This window comes from Bradyrhizobium sp. UFLA03-84, assembly GCF_002289535.1.
Taxonomy (GTDB): Bacteria; Pseudomonadota; Alphaproteobacteria; order Rhizobiales; family Xanthobacteraceae; genus Bradyrhizobium; species Bradyrhizobium viridifuturi.
The window spans coordinates 1,139,915-1,156,659 of record NZ_NSJY01000005.1 but is presented as its reverse complement, the minus strand read 5'-3'; the positions used below and the strand labels follow the sequence as shown (position 1 = coordinate 1,156,659).

The 16,745-nt window shown below is 62.9% G+C and carries 14 protein-coding genes; 11 read left to right on the top strand and 3 right to left on the bottom strand.

What is annotated here, in order from left to right; genetic code table 11:
• Positions 1–910: S8 family serine peptidase (locus CK489_RS40650; RefSeq protein ID WP_245350280.1), on the bottom strand; the 910-nt coding region annotated here is incomplete at its 3' end.
• A 420-nt stretch (positions 911–1,330) separates the two neighbouring features.
• Here CK489_RS40650 and CK489_RS08175 point away from each other — a divergent pair.
• Positions 1,331–1,762, top strand: a complete 432-nt coding sequence (locus CK489_RS08175) for a hypothetical protein (RefSeq protein ID WP_095731872.1) — start codon at positions 1,331–1,333, stop codon at positions 1,760–1,762.
• Positions 1,763–2,409: 647 nt separating this feature from the next.
• Positions 2,410–3,381: an HNH endonuclease family protein gene (locus CK489_RS08170; RefSeq protein ID WP_158226420.1), complete on the top strand. Its 972-nt coding sequence runs from the start codon at positions 2,410–2,412 to the stop codon at positions 3,379–3,381.
• Positions 3,382–3,449: 68 nt separating this feature from the next.
• Here CK489_RS08170 and CK489_RS08165 read toward each other — a convergent pair whose 3' ends face one another.
• Entirely contained in the window at positions 3,450–4,718 is a 1,269-nt protein-coding gene (locus CK489_RS08165; protein ID WP_095731953.1) for an MFS transporter, read from the bottom strand.
• Between the two features lie 401 nt (positions 4,719–5,119).
• On the opposite strand from CK489_RS08165, the gene CK489_RS08160 reads away from it, so the two are divergent.
• From CK489_RS08160 to ptsN, 8 genes are all read left to right on the top strand, one after another.
• Positions 5,120–7,876: an autotransporter family protein gene (locus tag CK489_RS08160; protein ID WP_158226419.1), complete on the top strand. Its 2,757-nt coding sequence runs from the start codon at positions 5,120–5,122 to the stop codon at positions 7,874–7,876.
• A gap of 173 nt (positions 7,877–8,049) precedes the next feature.
• Entirely contained in the window at positions 8,050–8,664 is a 615-nt protein-coding gene (locus CK489_RS08155; RefSeq protein WP_095731869.1) for a ribonuclease H-like domain-containing protein, read from the top strand.
• A 169-nt stretch (positions 8,665–8,833) separates the two neighbouring features.
• Positions 8,834–9,574 carry an LPS export ABC transporter periplasmic protein LptC gene (gene lptC, locus CK489_RS08150; RefSeq protein WP_095731868.1) on the top strand — a complete coding sequence of 247 codons (741 nt, stop codon included), beginning with the start codon at positions 8,834–8,836 and terminating at the stop codon, positions 9,572–9,574.
• Positions 9,571–10,308, top strand: a complete 738-nt coding sequence (locus tag CK489_RS08145; protein ID WP_502694105.1) for an LptA/OstA family protein — start codon at positions 9,571–9,573, stop codon at positions 10,306–10,308. Before lptC ends, CK489_RS08145 begins: the two co-directional genes overlap by 4 nt.
• Before the next feature lie 345 nt (positions 10,309–10,653).
• On the top strand, positions 10,654–11,634 hold the full coding sequence (gene lptB, locus CK489_RS08140) for an LPS export ABC transporter ATP-binding protein (RefSeq protein ID WP_095731867.1): 981 nt from the start codon (positions 10,654–10,656) through the stop codon (positions 11,632–11,634).
• 90 nt (positions 11,635–11,724) lie between these two features.
• On the top strand, positions 11,725–13,380 hold the full coding sequence (rpoN, locus tag CK489_RS08135; RefSeq protein WP_050628057.1) for an RNA polymerase factor sigma-54: 1,656 nt from the start codon (positions 11,725–11,727) through the stop codon (positions 13,378–13,380).
• 184 nt (positions 13,381–13,564) lie between these two features.
• Positions 13,565–14,164, top strand: a complete 600-nt coding sequence (hpf, locus tag CK489_RS08130) for a ribosome hibernation-promoting factor, HPF/YfiA family (RefSeq protein WP_050628058.1) — start codon at positions 13,565–13,567, stop codon at positions 14,162–14,164.
• Positions 14,165–14,395: 231 nt separating this feature from the next.
• Complete coding sequence (gene ptsN, locus CK489_RS08125; RefSeq protein WP_095731866.1) at positions 14,396–14,857, top strand: PTS IIA-like nitrogen regulatory protein PtsN; 462 nt, start codon at positions 14,396–14,398, stop codon at positions 14,855–14,857.
• Between the two features lie 89 nt (positions 14,858–14,946).
• On the opposite strand, the gene CK489_RS08120 is transcribed toward ptsN, so the two are convergent.
• On the bottom strand, positions 14,947–15,552 hold the full coding sequence (locus CK489_RS08120) for a TetR/AcrR family transcriptional regulator (RefSeq protein ID WP_245350279.1): 606 nt from the start codon (positions 15,550–15,552) through the stop codon (positions 14,947–14,949).
• Between the two features lie 371 nt (positions 15,553–15,923).
• On the opposite strand from CK489_RS08120, the gene CK489_RS08115 reads away from it, so the two are divergent.
• Positions 15,924–16,727, top strand: coding sequence for an SDR family NAD(P)-dependent oxidoreductase (locus CK489_RS08115; RefSeq protein WP_050628059.1), 804 nt, complete (start codon positions 15,924–15,926; stop codon positions 16,725–16,727).
• Positions 16,728–16,745 lie beyond the last annotated feature (18 nt).

Below are 16,745 nucleotides of genomic sequence, written 5' to 3'. Positions count from 1 at the left end.
CCGCGTGCTTTACTGCGGCGTGGAGTGCGCTGCTCAGCACTCCGCCGAGGCTCAAAGTAATAACATGGGCTCCTTGAGTTGTTGCATGAGCGATTGCTCTCGCCACCGGACTTTGATCGAAAACCGCAACACTTTCGATGCAACGTATCGGCACGAGCGTGGCCAACGGAGCCGCGCCGGTCATGTTAGCTGTTCTCGGACTTGCGACGACACTTCCAGTCCCTGTGCCGTGCCCTGGATTTGATCCATTCTCCATCGGATCAATAGGAGGACTACCTGGTTCGATTAGGTTCAGAGATCGCGGATCCCTGGCGACGTCAGGCGGCATTTGGGAGTGTGCCGGCACTACCCCGGTATCCGGTTGGAAGATAGAGATGCCTTTACCTTGGCTCGCCCTTCCGAATGAGCTTGCATATTCCCAAGCCGCAGGAACGTTGGATTTTGCGAGTGCCCAATCCGCATTAGAAGGCTTTTCGTTGTCCGGTGCCCAGCACCAGACCGTCCAGTCGGCACTTTCCGGGGTACCAGCAGGCGGCGGCAAGCGCTCGCACTCGAAGTAAGATGTTCCGAGATCCGGCTGCACCGTCTCAGCCTGGATAAGATTCCGAATTACGTTGGCAATTTCGAACAGGTCGGCGCGGTCTGGCCTAGGGACGCCAGGAACAGTCAACAGTCGGAATTTGACCAGACCGGTACTCTCCGGAAAAAGCGGCCCCAACTCCACCTGAATTGAGAGTGCGTCCATAATTCGGCGAGCAATTGCGTCATCATCAGCGGGGTAATCGATCTCAACGACTAGTCGAATAGGTATCGCAAGGTCGCGGCTACGGGCTTGTTCAGAGCGCCATTCTGACAATAGCGTCTCGACGTCAAGTGCATCGGTGAAGGTATTTTGCGTCCCGAGTGTCATCGAAACACCTGCTGAAAGTTAGTTCAAAGTACAATACCGCGAACACGAATATCGAAACCATACAAGGACATACGTGCAACTGCAACGTGCAAAGAGTCACGACAGGATCGGCATTAATTCACATTTCTGCCTGTTGGCGAATTGTTCGCGTTCGCTGTGACGGATTACAGATTCCATCTTCCCAGGACTAAGCGGACGCAGCAGGCAGAGAGAATGTATGGCAGCCACAAGCGGGCATTGGACGTCTCGCTGGGACCCTTGGACCTCGTGCTTGATGCCGGGCTCGGCGGGCACGCTCACCGGAGATCTTCGACATCCGAATCCACGGCTTTCCCGGTACACGCTTGCCGGAGCAGGCCTCGCCCGAACCGGACGTACACCGCGGGGGGTCGCTCGACGCATCGCTTCAGGAACGCGTAGATGCTGCGCGTCGATCTCAGCGGCGCGTTGAGCATTGGTGGCCGCAGTCTCGGCGTGCCGTGGATGGCGGTCGTTGCCGCCATTCAGGTGGCCCAGGCTTGCCGGGCCGTCAGCGACGGCGGCTTCTTCGATCTGACAGATGTGACGCTAGTCAATTGTAGTTGTGCGACAGGCTGCTGGCACGCGTTGGCCAGGCCCGGGAATCCTGCCTTTCCTGCTGGCCAGGAGCAAATACGGATCGCATCGCCAATGACGGAAATGCATCGATACATCACAGCAAATCGAGGCCGCGAATGCGTCGCCGAGGAGGGTTGCGTGCCGCGAAGTGACGTCTTCGTTCAGTCTGCCGGCGGCCCGAACTCGGCAGGTTCGCGTCCTGCGGGCACCGAGGCCAAGACCGAGACGGAGCCGGAGGAATGTGAGAAAGTTTGAGGGCTCAGGGTGTCGGTCGACTTCCATGGCCAGGATTCGCAAAGGATCGCCGAGACCCTGAACGCAGGGCGTGAGGGCCGTTCGGACGAAGCGAGCCGAGCGTCGTCATGCCAGACTATCCCAAGCCTCTCCCTGCCCCTGAAATGCCGTGTGTTTGGCGATCAGAGCGAGGATCGACACGAGCACAGTCCAGTGGTACAAGCGTCGGACTTGATGCGGATGTAAGCCGCTGTTTTCGCTACAGTTTGTCGGGCGGAGCTCCAATCCTTTCCTGGGCACCACCCATTTTCATAAGCGATTGAAATCGCTCAGCATCCGCGAGGTGCGTGCGGCTGCAGAGCGCTGGCCGCATTCTTTCGTCACCCAGAAACTCGAACCGCGGCCGAATCCAGGTCGCTGGCGACGAGGCCAATCTGAGGTGTCGAACCCGTGATCTACCGGGCCGCTCAGTGAACCGCGCTTGGACCGCAGGCGAGGGCTTTACTGGACAACTAGGACAACCATAAATGGTGATCCTGGGGGGCTGCCATGGCTAACGGCACGAATGCCAAACTTCTAGCGGTCGAGACGCTGCAAGAAACATTGAAGCGTACAAATTCTGAGGCGCGTGCTCGCCTACCCTTCAGCGCAGAATAATGACGTCGGAAGTGATCGCTGAGTTCAAGGGCCTCTTCATGACGCAGGTTAAAGAAGCCGAGTCGCTTCCAGAGCATGGCCACTATAGCGATCCCGATGATGACCAGGACGAGGAATCCGCTACACCCGAAATAGCTGAAGTCGATGCCACCCCAACCATAGCGTTACAGAAAATAGGCTTTAACGATTTTGTTTCGCGTCTGACCTTGTGCGCTGAGGTCTATGGTGACTTGGTCTTCGCTCGAACCAAGGACAAGCGCATCGATCGTCATCTTCGAAATCTGCAGATGATTAAGGCAGTTCAGACATACGGCTTTCTGATGCATCTGCGGTCTAATGGGTGCAGTGATAAGGACTTTCGCGAGATACTCAAGCTAACGGAAAGCTTCGTTCTCCGGCGCCACGTATGTCGAGAACGATCAAATGATACAGAGGCGCTCTTCGCAAGGCTCTGTGCCAATTCTCCAAAGAGCCCAGTCAAGCCCACCGAGGCCGCCTATCGTGAACTTTGTCCAACGGACGAAAAATTTCGTAGCGATTTTGCGGATGCTCATTTTTCGGCAAACCTTATTGATCGGGCACGGTATTGCTTGGAGAAAATTGAAATGTCGAAGCATGGAGCACACGACGAACTACAGGTGCTAGGATCTGACGACGTTCACGTCGAACACATCATGCCGCAGAAAATCAAGACGAAGAAAGCGAAAGACGAATTCGGCGATTGGGTCTCCTATCTCGGCACTAACTCTGAATCCGCGCATTCACGGTATGTTGACAGGATAGGAAATCTCACACTCTTTGCTGGGCCTCTCAATATTGGAGCATCTAACAACCCGTTCGGACGAAAGAAGAGCGCCTATAAGGATTCCGCCATCAAGCTCACACAGGATCTGGTGAAGCTATCGAACTTCAAGTTCAGCAACATCGATGCTCGTTCAAAATCTCTGTCCGAAATAGCAGTTTTGCTTTGGCCTCGCCCATAATGAAATCTCGTTTTTGAGGATGGGCGAGGCAGCGGATTGCTCTTCAATCCGCCTGCGCGGAGCGCGCCTCACACAACCCGCCGCCCCGTGCGGCGGGCGATCGGCCGCTGCACGAAATACATCGCGATCATCGAGATCATCGAGCTCGCCACGACGACGTAGCCGATCCGGTCGAAATGCAGCAGCGAGCCGTCCGGGTTCTCGGCGACGATCGCGGCTGCGACCACCGAGCCCAGCCCGCCCGACAGCTGCTGCACCGAGGCCGAGACCGCGCTGAACGATCCGCGCTGGCTGGCGTCGGGGATCGCCGACATCAGCGCCTGCGACGGGATCATGCGCGAGAAGATGCCGACGAACATCAGCACATTGACGATGATTGCGGTCAGCAGCGAGACGTGGCCGAGATTGGTATAGGTCAGCACCATGATCACGGTGACCACGCAGCCGAACGCAAAGACCGGATACTTGCCGAACGCATCGCTGGCGCGGCCGACCAGTGGTCCCATGATGATGCTGAACAGGCCGGAAACCAGGTAGATCGTCGGCAGGTGCACGATATCGATGCCGAGATTGTGCACGGTGAAGGCGCTGCCGAACGGCATCAGCATGAAGCCGCCGGTCGCCAGCAGCGTCGTCACCAAAAAGGCGAGCGTGTAGCGCGGCTGCCCCACGGTCGCGATCAGATGGCGGAACGGATTGCTGTCGTGCTGCAGCTTGAGGTGCCCGTCGACGGGCTCCATGAACAGCGCAATGGCGGCGATCGCCACGATCGACAGGCCGACGATGGCGACGAAGCAGATGTGCCAGTTCCAGTGATTGGCCAGGAAAAGCCCGGCCGGGACGCCGAGCACCTGGCTCGCGGCGAATGCGGTCTGCAGCACACCCATCGCGCGGCCGCGCAGTTGCAGCGGGAACAGGTCGGTCACGATCGCGAGCACGACGGAGCCGATCACGCCGCCGAACAGGCCGGTGACGATGCGGCCGAGCAGCAGCACTTGGAAATTCTGCGCCAGCGCGCACAGCACGGTGCCGAGCATGAAGCCGACATAGAAGAACAGCAGCAGCTTCTTGCGGTCGAAGCGATCGGCAAAGCCGGCGGCGAGGATGCCGGAAATGCCGGCGGCGAAGGCATAGGCCGACACCGCGACGCCGAACTGCCCGGCCGTGATGTTGAGCGAGGGCATCAGGATGGCGCCGAGCGGCGACATGATGATGAAGTCGAGGATCAAATTGAATTGTGTGAAGGCAAGCAGCGCGATCAGGAACGATTGATAGCGCGTGAAGCCGCGTTCCTGCGGCTCGTCGTCGATCGGCGCGGCGATGGTCTGTTCCGACATGAGGCTCATTTCAAGGGTAAGTGCGGGCTGGCAACAGATGGGGTGGGCGCAACGGGATTTCATGAGGCGCCAAGGCAACAGTTCCATCAAAATCAATTGCATATCGCGATGTTCGGTCGCGCGCACCGCGCGTCTGACACGCAAAGACGATTGTTTCGGGTTGTGTCGCGCAATGTCCGCAACGGGTGAGTGGTGTACTTCACAACCCTGAAAGGGTATGCACGCAAAGGATGTGAATCGAATCTATGCATCTAAAGGTTCCGTCTGTGGCGATCCCGCAACAGATCGCTGCAAATCGTCTCAAGCTTGAATGGAGCTGATCAGCCGACGCTGAGAGCGGGGCAGGGGGAGCAGGAAGCGCAGGCCGGGGGCTCGGCTTCGCGCCGATGGTGGAGATGGGCATGGTTTCATCGCGGCTCGCGGCGATCCTGTCGTGCACTCTGGGTGGCGGCTATCTTCTGTCGGTCTCGCAGGCGTTTGCCGCTTGCGACAATCTCGCGCCGGTGAGCGGTCAGACGGTGACCTGCTCGACTACGGCTCCGAATCCCTCGCTCGCAGGCGTGCAGGCCGCTGCCGGCAGCTCGAACGTCACGGTGAACGTGTTGCAGGGCGCGGGCATCACGCCGGGCGCCGGCGCAACCGCGATCGGTCTCATCTCCGGCAGCACCGCGACCAACAACGGCACGCTGACCATCAGCGGCGGCGGCACCGGAATCTTCGGCAGCGGCAATGGCAACGTCTTCACCAATGGGACGTCCGGCCTGATCACGACCACGGGCGCGGGCAGCAATGCGATCGCCGCCAGCAGCAGCGGCAACACGCTGATCAACAACGGCACCATCACGACGCAGAACGGCACTTCGCGCGGCCTCGCTATCGTCGGGCTGACCCAGAACGGCAACAACACGCTCATCAATACCGGGACGATCACGACCCAGGGACCGCAATCCTATGGCCTGTACGTCCAGACCGGCGACAACAACAAGTTCATGAACAGCGGGACGATCACGACCTCCGGCGCGCAGGCGCGCGCGATCTTCTCCGCCGGGCAGTTCGCCTCAATCACCAATACCGGCACCTTGCTGACGACCGGCAGCGCGCTGGGAGGGGTGGCGAACAACACCGTCTTTATGCAGGGCAACGCCAATGTGCTGACCAATAGCGGCATCATCGAAGCGCGCGGCGCCGGTTCCGATGCCGTGTTCTCCAACACCGCGGGATCATCCTTCACCGCAACGATCCAGAATCTCGCCGGCGGCCAGATCATCAGCCAGGCCGGGCCCGCGATCCGCACGCTCAACGGCGTCACCACCATCGTCAATGCCGGCCTGATCGCCGGCAACAGCGGCACGGCGCTCGCCGGCGGCACGGGCAATGTGACCTTCATCCTGCAGACCGGCTCGCAGATATCAGGCCTTGCCGATGGCGGCGCCGGCAACAACCAGGTGCGGCTGCAAGGCAGCGGCACGGTGACCAATCCGTTCACGCGCTTCCAGACGCTGACGATGGAAGGCAGCGACTGGACCTGGGCCGGCACCGGCACCTTCGCCAACACCTTCATCAACAGCGGTTCGCTGACCCTGCAGACATCGCTGACCGGCAATGTCTCGATCGCGGCCGGCACCAGCCTGCTGGCCGGCAACGGCGCCAATCCGTCGATCACGTCGTTTGCCGGCGGGCCGCCGGTCACCGTCACCAATGCCGGCGTGATCAACCTGACCAATGGCGGCGCAACGGCCGCGAACAGCCTGACGATTGCCGGCAACTATGTCGGCAATGGCGGCAGCCTTTTTCTGCGCAGCGTGCTAGGTAGTGACGGTTCGCCGTCGGATCGACTCGTCATCTCCGGCGGCAACGCGTCGGGCTCGACTGCGGTAGCCGTCAGCAATGCAGGCGGCGCGGGCGCGGAGACCACCGCGGATGGAATCATGGTGGTGCAGGCCGTCAACGGCGGCACCACGGCGCCGGGTGCATTCGGTCTCTCCAGTGCGGTCGTTGCCGGCGCGCACGAATATCTGCTGTTCCGCGGCGGTGTCTCGGCCGGCAGCGCCGACAACTGGTATCTGCGCTCGACGCTGCTGCCGGGGACGGCGTCACCTGCCCCTCCGGTCGTGTCCGGCGGGGGCATGTCGCCATCAGGGCTGCCCGCAGAAGATCTGTCGTCGCTGACGCCGCCGCCGGCGGGCGCTGCGCCGGTCGAACTCTACCGTGAGGAAGTCTCGGTCTATTCGGCGTTGCCGCAGGTGGCGCAGAAGCTCGGGCTCGCGACGCTCGGCACCTTCCACCAGCGCCAGGGCGATCAGGCCTTGCTGACCAGCGGCGGCGAGCAGCCGGCGGCGTGGGCGCGCGCGTATGGTTCGCACAGTTCGCAGAGCTGGGCCGGCACGGTCAGCCCATCCTTCGACGGCACCATGGCCGGCGTGCAGGTCGGCGTCGACATCCTGCGCTTCCAGTCCGCGCCCGAGCACCACGATCGCGCCGGCTTCTTCTACGCCTATGGCTGGGCCAGCGGCACCATCAACGGCTTCGCGGTCGGGATCGACGGCGTCCGCACCGGCACGCTCTCGATCGACAGCCAGAACATCGGCGGCTACTGGACCCATATCGGTCCCTCGGGCTGGTACGTCGACGCCGTGCTGATGGGCAGCTTCTACGGCGCAAGTCCGCAGTCGGACCGCCAGGTCGGCGCGCGGGTGTCGGGCACGGGCGTCGCGGCGTCGCTGGAAACCGGCGTGCCGATCCCGGTGAATCGATTCATCGCGATCGAGCCGCAGGCGCAACTGATCTGGCAGCGCCAGTCGTTCGACAGCTTCAACGACCTCTTCTCCAGCGTCGCGCCCGGCAGTGCCGATACGCTGACCGGGCGGCTCGGCGTCCGCATACCCGCTACTGTCATCGTCGGCACCACCGAACTGCGTCCCTATCTCGAGGCCAATCTCTGGCACACGGCTGCGAATGACCGCAGCATCGCCTTCGCCACGACCGACTTGATCGGCGTGCAAAGCCGCGGCACCGCCGTCGAGATCGGCGCCGGCGTCTCCGCGCAGCTCAATCGCACGATCAGTGCCTATGCGAGCGCGGGCTACACGACGTCGGTGGACAGCCTGCATCGTGAGGACATCACCGGCCGGTTCGGCCTCCGCGTCAGCTGGCAATAGAGTGGTCCTGGTCGCGATCGGCCAGCCAAGCCATTGTCTCCGTTGCGCAATGGCGCTACACCCCGTGCCAGCGGAATGAGGGAGGGCGTCCCTCCCCTTTTGATGCCCGCTCGCCTGCCGGGGAATTGAACGATAGCTTGTCCCGAGAGCGATTCGACGAGGTTTTTGACAGCATGACCATCCGCCTGCATCGCGGCGACCTGCCCGATCTCACGCGCTACACCGATTCCGTTGCGATCGACACCGAGACCATGGGGCTGCATCCGCATCGTGACCGGCTCTGCGTAGTGCAGATGTCGAACGGCGACGGTACTGCCGACGTGATCCAGATTCCGAAGGGGCACACCGATGCGCCGAACCTGAAGGCGCTGCTGGCCAATCCCAAGATCACCAAGATCTTTCATTTCGCGCGGTTCGACGTCGCGGTGCTCTACAACACGTTCGGCGTGATGCCGGCGCCGGTCTATTGCACCAAGATCGCCTCGCGGCTGTCGCGCACCTATACCGACCGCCATGGCCTGAAGGATCTGGTGCGCGAGGTGCTGAACGTCGAACTGTCGAAGCAGCAGCAGTCGAGCGACTGGGGCGCGCAAAGCCTGAGCGAGGCCCAGCTCGCCTACGCCGCCTCCGACGTGCTGCACCTGCATGCGCTGCGCGACAAGTTGAACGTCATGCTGGCGCGCGAGGGACGCAGCGAGCTCGCGCAGGCCTGCTTCGACTTCCTGCCGAACCGCGCCAGGCTCGATCTCGACGGCTGGGAGGCCGAGGACATCTTCGCCCATTCGTGAATTCGCCCGTTAATGATGGGCGCCGAATTCGTCGCAGCAGGGCCTGTTCCGCCCCGTTTCGGCCAAACTGTTCACGCGTTGTCCCTCGCGGGGGCGCGACGCGAGGTCCGGGCTGCATATTCGGGCGGCTCCGGCTAGAATAGGGGCATTTCGCGCCTCTGGAGCTCAGGTGAATTCGGTTCAGAATCCAGCCTATGTGACGGGCCTCGAGGCGCGCTTTGCCGCTGCCGCGCGGCACAGCCGCATGGTGCGGATCCTGCGCGTCGCCGTGCCCGCGGTGGTGGGAGTGGCGATGGCTTCGATCATCTTCGTCTCGGTCTACAATCCCTTCCGCGAAATGATCCCCAAGCTGCCGGTCGAGATGGACAACCTCGTGGTCTCCGGCACCAAGATCACGATGGAATCCCCGCACATCGCCGGCTTCTCCGCCGATGGCCGGCCCTATGAGATGTGGGCCAAGGCGGCGATCCAGGACGTCACCGATCCGGACCATGTCGAGCTGAAGACGATCCGCGCCAAGGTCGCGCAGCAGGATGAGTCGACCGTGACGATGGATGCGCGCACCGGCTTCTTCGACAACAAGAAGCAGCTGCTCGACCTGCGCCAGGATATCTTCCTGCAATCGTCCACCGGCTATGAGGCCAAGCTGACGCAAGCCTTCGTCGACATCAACAAGGGCAACGTGTCGTCGGACGAGCATGTCGACGTCAAGCTGCTGCAGGGCACGCTGACGTCAGACCGACTCAGAATCTACAACAGTGGCGAGCTCGTGCGGTTCGAAGGCAATGTCGTGATGTACCTCGACAAGCTCGGCGACAACAATGCAAGCGCGCCCGCCGAGGCCGCGTCGCCACCACCACCTCCTCCTCCAGCGCCGCCGAAGGCGCGCAAATCCGCCAACACGAAATGATTTTGATGATCAGACGCTTTCCGCACGGCATCGCAATTGCGGCCTTCCTGCTCGCGCTGTTCGCAGTGAATTCTGTGTCCGCGCAGGGCTCGATGAGCGGCGTCCCCAACGCCATGCAGGGCTTTTCGCAGAACCGTGACCAGCCGATCCAGATCGAGGCCGCCGCGCTCGAAATGCGCGACAAGAAGAAGGAGGCGACCTTCTCCGGCAATGTGAAGGTCGTGCAGGGCGACACCACCATGACCTCGAAGATCCTGGTGGTGTTCTACGAGGACAAATCGACCCAGACGCCGGCGCCTGCGCCTGCGGGCACCAAGGGTGCCGCCGCCAAGGGTACTGCGCCGATGCAGTCGGCGACCCCTGGCCCCGGCGGGGCGTCCTCGATCAAGCGGTTGGAAGCGAAGGGCAATGTCGTCGTCACCCAGAAGGACCAGGTCGTCACCGGGGAGACCGCGATCTTCGACACCAAGACCAATCTGATCACCATGCTCGGCGGCGGTGGTGGCCAGGTGGTGCTGACCCAGTGCCAGAACGTGCTGCGCGGCGACCGTCTGCTGGTCGACATGACCACCGGCGTCTCGCGGGTGGAATCCGACAGCGGCAAGGTGCAGGGGCTGTTCATCCAGTCGCAGGGCGGACAAAGCGGCAAGGGTGGCTGCGGAACGCCGGCCGCCCCCGGCACCGCTCCGGCGCCCTCGCCGCTTCAGCTCCTGCCGGGCGGCAAGTCGAAATAGGGCGCCAAGTAAGCTTCGCGTAAGGTTGAGCAGAATCAACTAGTTAGATAATATTTTGCGGCCGCGAGGTTGAAGCGCGAGGGGCGAGACTGTATCTACTGCTGCGGTTCGGCCGAAGATCCGCCTCGAGGGGGAATCTCGCTGGCCGGGCAGGGGCATCCACTCATCCAAGGCGCGGGTCACCGCGCTTTGCCGTATTATTCGAGCATGATCCGCGCAAACGCGTCCGCGCTTGTCGCGCGGGAAGGCCGGCATCCGGTTTTCATGTTCGCAGGTTGGCGTGCGAATCGATTGGTCCGCAGGCAAGGTCGCGGGATCACCGTGAAAGGTTGAAGCGAAGCGGGGATGGTGGATTTTCTCGGCATGTTCCGGCGGCGCTCTGCGAAACGCAGCACCGGATTTGCGCGTGCGCACGACGACATCACGGCGCTCGGCGACCAGTTCGGCGAGATGCTGACGTCGCCGGTGCGTGACGCGCCGCCGATGGCGCGCGCCGCTCCGGTTCCCGCCGTCGAGCTGCCGCGATCGCAACCCGCGGCGGCTCCGGCGCGCGCGAGGCCGGCCAGAAACAGTGCCCCGGCGGCGCCGCAGCTCATCAAGCGGCCGGGCTATCTGGCTGTGCATAGCGTGGAAAAGAGTTTTGGCAGCCGCCAGGTCGTGCGCGGCGTCAGCATCTATGTGCGCCGCGGCGAGGCGGTCGGCCTGCTCGGGCCGAACGGCGCCGGCAAGACCACCGTGTTCTACATGATCACGGGCCTGATCAAGGCCGATCGCGGTGCGATCGAGCTCGACGGCCATGACGTCACCAAGCTGCCGATGTATCAGCGTGCGCGCCTCGGCATCGGCTATCTGCCGCAGGAAGCCTCGATCTTCCGCGGCCTGTCGGTCGAGCAGAACATCCGCGCCGTGCTCGAGGTCGTCGAGCCCTCGAAGAAGAAGCGCGAGCACGAACTGGATTCGCTGCTCGACGAGTTCAACATCACGCGGCTGCGCAAGAGCCCGTCGATCGCGCTGTCCGGCGGCGAGCGCCGCCGCGTCGAGATTGCGCGCGCGCTGGCGACGCGACCGAACTATATGCTGCTCGACGAGCCGTTCGCCGGCATCGACCCGATCGCGGTCGGTGACATCCAGGACCTCGTCCGCCACCTCACCAACCGCGGCATCGGCGTGCTCATCACCGACCATAACGTCCGTGAGACACTCGGCCTGACCGACCGTGCCTACATCGTCTATGCCGGTGAGATCTTGACTGAGGGAAGCCCGGAGGAGATCGTTAATGATCCGGATGTACGTCGGCTTTACCTTGGCGAGGAATTCCGGCTCTAGCCCAAAAATTGCATCCGTCAAGCCGTGTACAAGCTTCACGGACTAAGATAAGCAAGAATCGAGCCAACTTTTAAGGTCGATCTTGCCTCCATGGCGCTGACGCAAAGACTAGAGTTCCGCCAGTCGCAGTCGCTGGTGATGACGCCGCAGCTGATGCAGGCGATCAAGCTGCTGCAACTGTCGAACCTGGATCTGTCGACCTTTGTCGAGGAAGAGCTGGAGCGCAACCCGCTGCTGGAGCGGGCAGCCGACGGGCCGGAACCGCCGGTGGCCGGCGAGCCTGCGATGGAACGGCAGGACTACGGCGATTCCGACGGTTCCTCGAGCTACGGCGACGATGGCGACGGCTCCGACATGGCTGCGGGCGCCAGTGGCGAAGCCGCCTTCGAGCCCGGCCAGGAGGAGTGGCTGAACCGCGACCTCGGCACCCGCGCCGAGATCGAACAGACGCTCGATTCCGGTCTTGAGAATGTGTTTTCCGAAGAGCCGGCGGAAGCGGCTGCGCGCGCCGCACAGGATGCGCCGCCTTCCGTCTATACCGAATGGGGCGGCGGCGCCTCCAGCGACGACGAATACAATCTCGAAGCCTTCGTGGCCGCCGAGCTGACGCTCGCCGACCATCTCGCCGAGCAACTCGCGGTGGCCTTCTCGGCGCCGGCGCAGCGCATGATCGGGCAGTATCTGATCGACCTAGTCGACGACGCCGGCTACCTGCCGGCCGATCTCGGCCAGGCTGCCGAGCGGCTCGGTGCGTCGCAGCAGGCGGTCGACGAGGTCGTCGCCGTGTTGCAGAAATTCGATCCGCCGGGCGTCTGCGCCCGAAACCTGAGCGAGTGTCTTGCGATCCAGCTGCGCGAGCTCGATCGCTACGACCCGGCGATGCAGGCGCTGGTCGAGCATCTCGATCTGCTCGCCAAGCGCGACATCGCAGGCCTGCGCAAGCTGTGCGGCGTCGACGACGAAGACATCACCGACATGATCGCCGAGATCCGGCGGCTCGATCCGAAGCCTGGACTGAAGTTCGGCACTTCGCGGACGCAGACTATGGTGCCCGACGTCTATGTCCGTCCGGGTCCCGACGGCGGCTGGCACGTCGAGCTCAACAGCGACACTCTGCCGCGCGTGCTGGTCAACCAGACCTATTACTCTGAGCTGTCGAAGACGATCCGCAAGGACGGTGACAAGTCGTACTTCACCGACTGCCTGCAGAACGCGACCTGGTTGGTGCGCGCGCTCGATCAGCGCGCCCGCACCATCCTGAAGGTCGCGACCGAAATCGTCCGCCAGCAGGACGGCTTCTTCACCTATGGCGTCGCGCATCTGCGGCCGCTGAATCTGAAGGCAGTCGCGGACGCGATCCAGATGCATGAATCGACAGTGTCGCGCGTCACCGCCAACAAATACATGGCGACCAATCGCGGCAGTTTTGAATTGAAGTATTTTTTCACCGCGTCGATCGCGTCCGCCGACGGCGGCGAGGCGCATTCGGCCGAAGCGGTGCGTCACCACATCAAGCAGTTGATCGACGGCGAAGCGCCGTCGGCGATCCTGTCCGACGACACGATCGTGGAACGTTTGCGCGCCTCGGGCATTGATATCGCCCGCCGCACCGTCGCGAAGTACCGCGAGGCGATGCGGATACCATCCTCGGTGCAGCGCCGCCGTGACAAACAGAGCATGCTCGGTAATGCCCTTTCGGCTCCTGCCTCCTCGCCCGACCGCTCGCGCGATACAGCCCCCGTTTAGGTTACTTCCTGAGGATGGCCCCGTCCAAGTACGGACAGGTCCATGCGCTCGTTGCGTTCGCGTCAAATCGCGATAGTCTCGACCTTTCCAGGCCGAGCATCGTCAGAAAGGAAGGCAACCGGAATCCAGCGACCATCATGCTCCTGCAAGACAGACCGAGGCATCCCAGCAATTGAGGCATCAAATGACCCTTCGAATCTCGGGAAAGAGCATCAGCATCGGCGAGGCGCTTCGTGCGCGCGTCAGCGACCGCACCGACGAGGTCCTGCGAAAGTATTTTGATGGCAACTATTCCGGTCACATCACCCTGAGCAAGGATGGCTTCGGCTTCCGAACCGACTGCGCGATACATCTGGATTCCGGCATCACGCTGGAAGCCGAATCCAACGCCGCCGACGCCTATGCCAGCGCCGACGCCGCGCTGTTGATGATCGAGAAGCGTCTGCGCCGCTACAAGAGCCGGCTCAAGGACCGCTCCGCCCGCAAGGCCTACGCCGCGACCGCCGCCCTTGCCGAATTGAACGGCGTCGGGCTCGACGCGCCGAGCTACGTCATCGAGGCGCCCGAGAACGAGGACGAGGTCACCGAATACAGCCCGGTCATCATTGCCGAGGCAACCACCGCGCTGAAGCGGCTTTCGGTCAGCGAGGCGGTGATGGAGCTCGATCTGACCGGCGCCTCCTGCCTGGTGTTCCAGCATGGCGGCAGTGGCCGGTTGAACATCATATACCGCCGTACGGACGGCAATGTCGGCTGGGTCGACCCGCCCGCGGTGAGCCCCTGAGGATAGTTGGCAGATGGCATTGACGTTCGAAGCCAGCCCTGCTTATGGTCCGCCGCCTCCAGGAATAAGGGGGGCGGAACAGGGTTCGCAGGTGTTGGCACCGCCGATACGTTGGAGTAGAAGCCCTGCCAAATGGACCCGGGCTAAGCCCGCATCCCACCTCATCTTCTTGACGCCGCCGCTGTAAAGCCTATTTCGCAACCTGACGGTCATTCACCTCGGAACGTCCCAATGCCGATTACCGATCTGGTCGCACCCGAGGCGATACTCCCTGCTTTGAAGGTCATCAGCAAGAAGCAGGCGCTGCAGGAACTTGCGGCGCGTGCCTCGGCTTTGACCGGGCAGAACGAGCGCGCGATCTTCGAAGTGCTGCTGCAGCGCGAGAGGCTCGGCACCACGGCGGTCGGCTATGGCGTCGCCATCCCGCACGGCAAGCTGCCCAAGCTGGAGAAGCTGTTCGGTTTCTTCGCCCGCCTCGAGCGCCCGATCGATTTCGAGGCGATGGACGGCCAGCCGGTCGACCTGATATTCCTGCTGCTGGCGCCCGAAGGCGCCGGCGCCGACCACCTCAAGGCGCTGGCGCGCATCGCCCGCCTGCTGCGCGACCAGGACGTCGCCAAGAAGCTACGCGCCTCGCGCGACGCACAGGCGATCTATTCGGTGCTCGCGCTGCCGCCGGCGAGCGCGGCGTAATCACCCGCGTCAGCGGATTCGTTCGCGCAACTGTCTTCAGGAATAGTTGTTGGTCGCGCGTTCGCGCGCGCTGATGCGTTGTGGACGCCTCAGCAGATCGTCGGCAGCAGTCGGCGAACTTCGTCGAGCAGATCCGGAACGGCCTTCTCGTCGTCAGCAAGATGCCTGAGCAGTGCGCTCTGGAACAGGCCGTCGAACAGCGCGTAGAGCGCGGCCGGTGACGATGCCGGCTTCTTGTTGCCGAGCTCGGCGTAGCGTGTGGCGATGCGCCAGATCATTGCTTCCAGGCTCTTGTCGATCTCGAGCACGTCCTTGCGAAACGCGGGCTCGAACATCGCCTGCGAGCGCAGGTCGTACCAGAGCCGGTGCATGCGGGCTTCGTCCCGCAGCGTCGCCGCGAGCTTGGCGAGGAAGCCTTCGGTCAGTTCGTCGCGGCTGCGTGCGGTCGTCACCACCTCGTCATAGCGCGTCACACATTTCGCCTTGTAGTGGCGGACGCAGCAGCAGATCAGATCGAGCTTGTCGCTGAAGTAGTAGTGAAACACCCCGTGCGTGAATGCGGAGTTCTGCGCGATCTCGCGCAGGCTGGTACGCGCGAAGCCGAGCTCACCGAGCGTCTCCAGCGCAGCTTCCGCAAGCTCGACGCGCCGTGCGTTGAACTTCTCGTCGCGCAGCGCCTCGCTCGCCACGGCCACGCGCTGGGCCGCTCCTGTCGCCTGCCGCGCCATCCGGTGCCTTTCTTCTGTTGCTTCGCTCGAGCAACTATACCGCGGCGATCGCGGCGTGCTCCATCCCTTCACAATCATCCTCTTTGACACTTGTCAAATTCAGACTTGACAAGTGTCAAGTTCCTGGACGAGGGTTGGCCCAATAATTTGGACAACCGTCAAGACGGCTGACCAATCGACGAAACAGGAGGAAATGCACCGCCCGGGGCGCGCCCATGCTGCGCCCCGCCGACGTCGGCCGCGATCACTGCTGTGCTCCAAATGCGCAACGCCCGGCCCGCGCAGCCCCCAGTCCACGGCACCGATCAAGATCATCAAAGCAAAGGGAGGACTACGTCATGAGTGGGAAGAGCCTTGAAGGCAGGAAAGCCCTGGTCACCGGCGGCGCCCGGGGGATTGGCGCGGCGATCGCGCAGGCGCTGGCGCGGTCCGGTGCCGCGGTCATGATCGGCGACATTCTCGACGACGCCGGCAAGACCAGCGCCGCCGAGATCGCCAAGGCCGGGGTGAAGAGCGGCTTCGTCAAGCTCGACGTCACCGACGACGCGCAGTGGGAGCGGGCCGCCGCAGCGACGGTAGAAACCCTCGGCGGCTTCGACATCCTGATCAACAATGCCGGCATCGAGATCACCTCGCTCGTCGCCGACATCAAGGCCGAGGACGCACGTCGGATGTGCGACGTCAACATCGTCGGCACCGTGCTCGGCATGAAGCACGCCTTCCGCGCGATGCGGCCGGGCGGCGCGGCGGGCAAGGGCGGTGCGGTGGTCAATATCGCGTCCGTCGCGGCGACGATCGCCTTCCCGAGCATCGCCGTCTACTCCGGCACCAAATCCGCGGTCGACCGCATGACCCGCGTCGGTGCGATGGAAGCCGGCAAGCTCGGCTATGGCGTGCGCGTCAACTGCATCTATCCCGGCCTGATCCCGACCGACATGGGCCTGCAGCTCGCCAATGACATCGTGAAGATCGGCCTTGCGCCCGACGTCAACGCCGCGGTCGGCTCGGTGGTGGAGCAGACGCCGCTCGGCAAGCTTGCGGAGGTCACCGACATCGCCGACGCCGCGGTGTTCCTGTGCTCGAACGATGCCCGCTTCATCACCGGCATCGGCCTGCCGGTCGACGGCGGCATGGGCATGTAGCAACGAAGCCGACAACAA

Bases quoted from the DNA above. Each gene is read 5' to 3' on its own strand.
- lptB (WP_095731867.1), top strand. From the start codon at position 10,654: ATGGTGGATTTTCTCGGCATGTTCCGGCGGCGCTCTGCGAAACGCAGC.
- CK489_RS08165 (WP_095731953.1), bottom strand. From the start codon at position 4,718: ATGTCGGAACAGACCATCGCCGCGCCGATCGACGACGAGCCGCAGGAA.
- CK489_RS08160 (WP_158226419.1), top strand. From the start codon at position 5,120: ATGGTTTCATCGCGGCTCGCGGCGATCCTGTCGTGCACTCTGGGTGGC.
- hpf (WP_050628058.1), top strand. From the start codon at position 13,565: ATGACCCTTCGAATCTCGGGAAAGAGCATCAGCATCGGCGAGGCGCTT.
- rpoN (WP_050628057.1), top strand. From the start codon at position 11,725: ATGGCGCTGACGCAAAGACTAGAGTTCCGCCAGTCGCAGTCGCTGGTG.
- ptsN (WP_095731866.1), top strand. From the start codon at position 14,396: ATGCCGATTACCGATCTGGTCGCACCCGAGGCGATACTCCCTGCTTTG.
- CK489_RS08175 (WP_095731872.1), top strand. From the start codon at position 1,331: ATGCTGCGCGTCGATCTCAGCGGCGCGTTGAGCATTGGTGGCCGCAGT.
- CK489_RS08155 (WP_095731869.1), top strand. From the start codon at position 8,050: ATGACCATCCGCCTGCATCGCGGCGACCTGCCCGATCTCACGCGCTAC.
- CK489_RS08145 (WP_502694105.1), top strand. From the start codon at position 9,571: ATGATTTTGATGATCAGACGCTTTCCGCACGGCATCGCAATTGCGGCC.
- CK489_RS08115 (WP_050628059.1), top strand. From the start codon at position 15,924: ATGAGTGGGAAGAGCCTTGAAGGCAGGAAAGCCCTGGTCACCGGCGGC.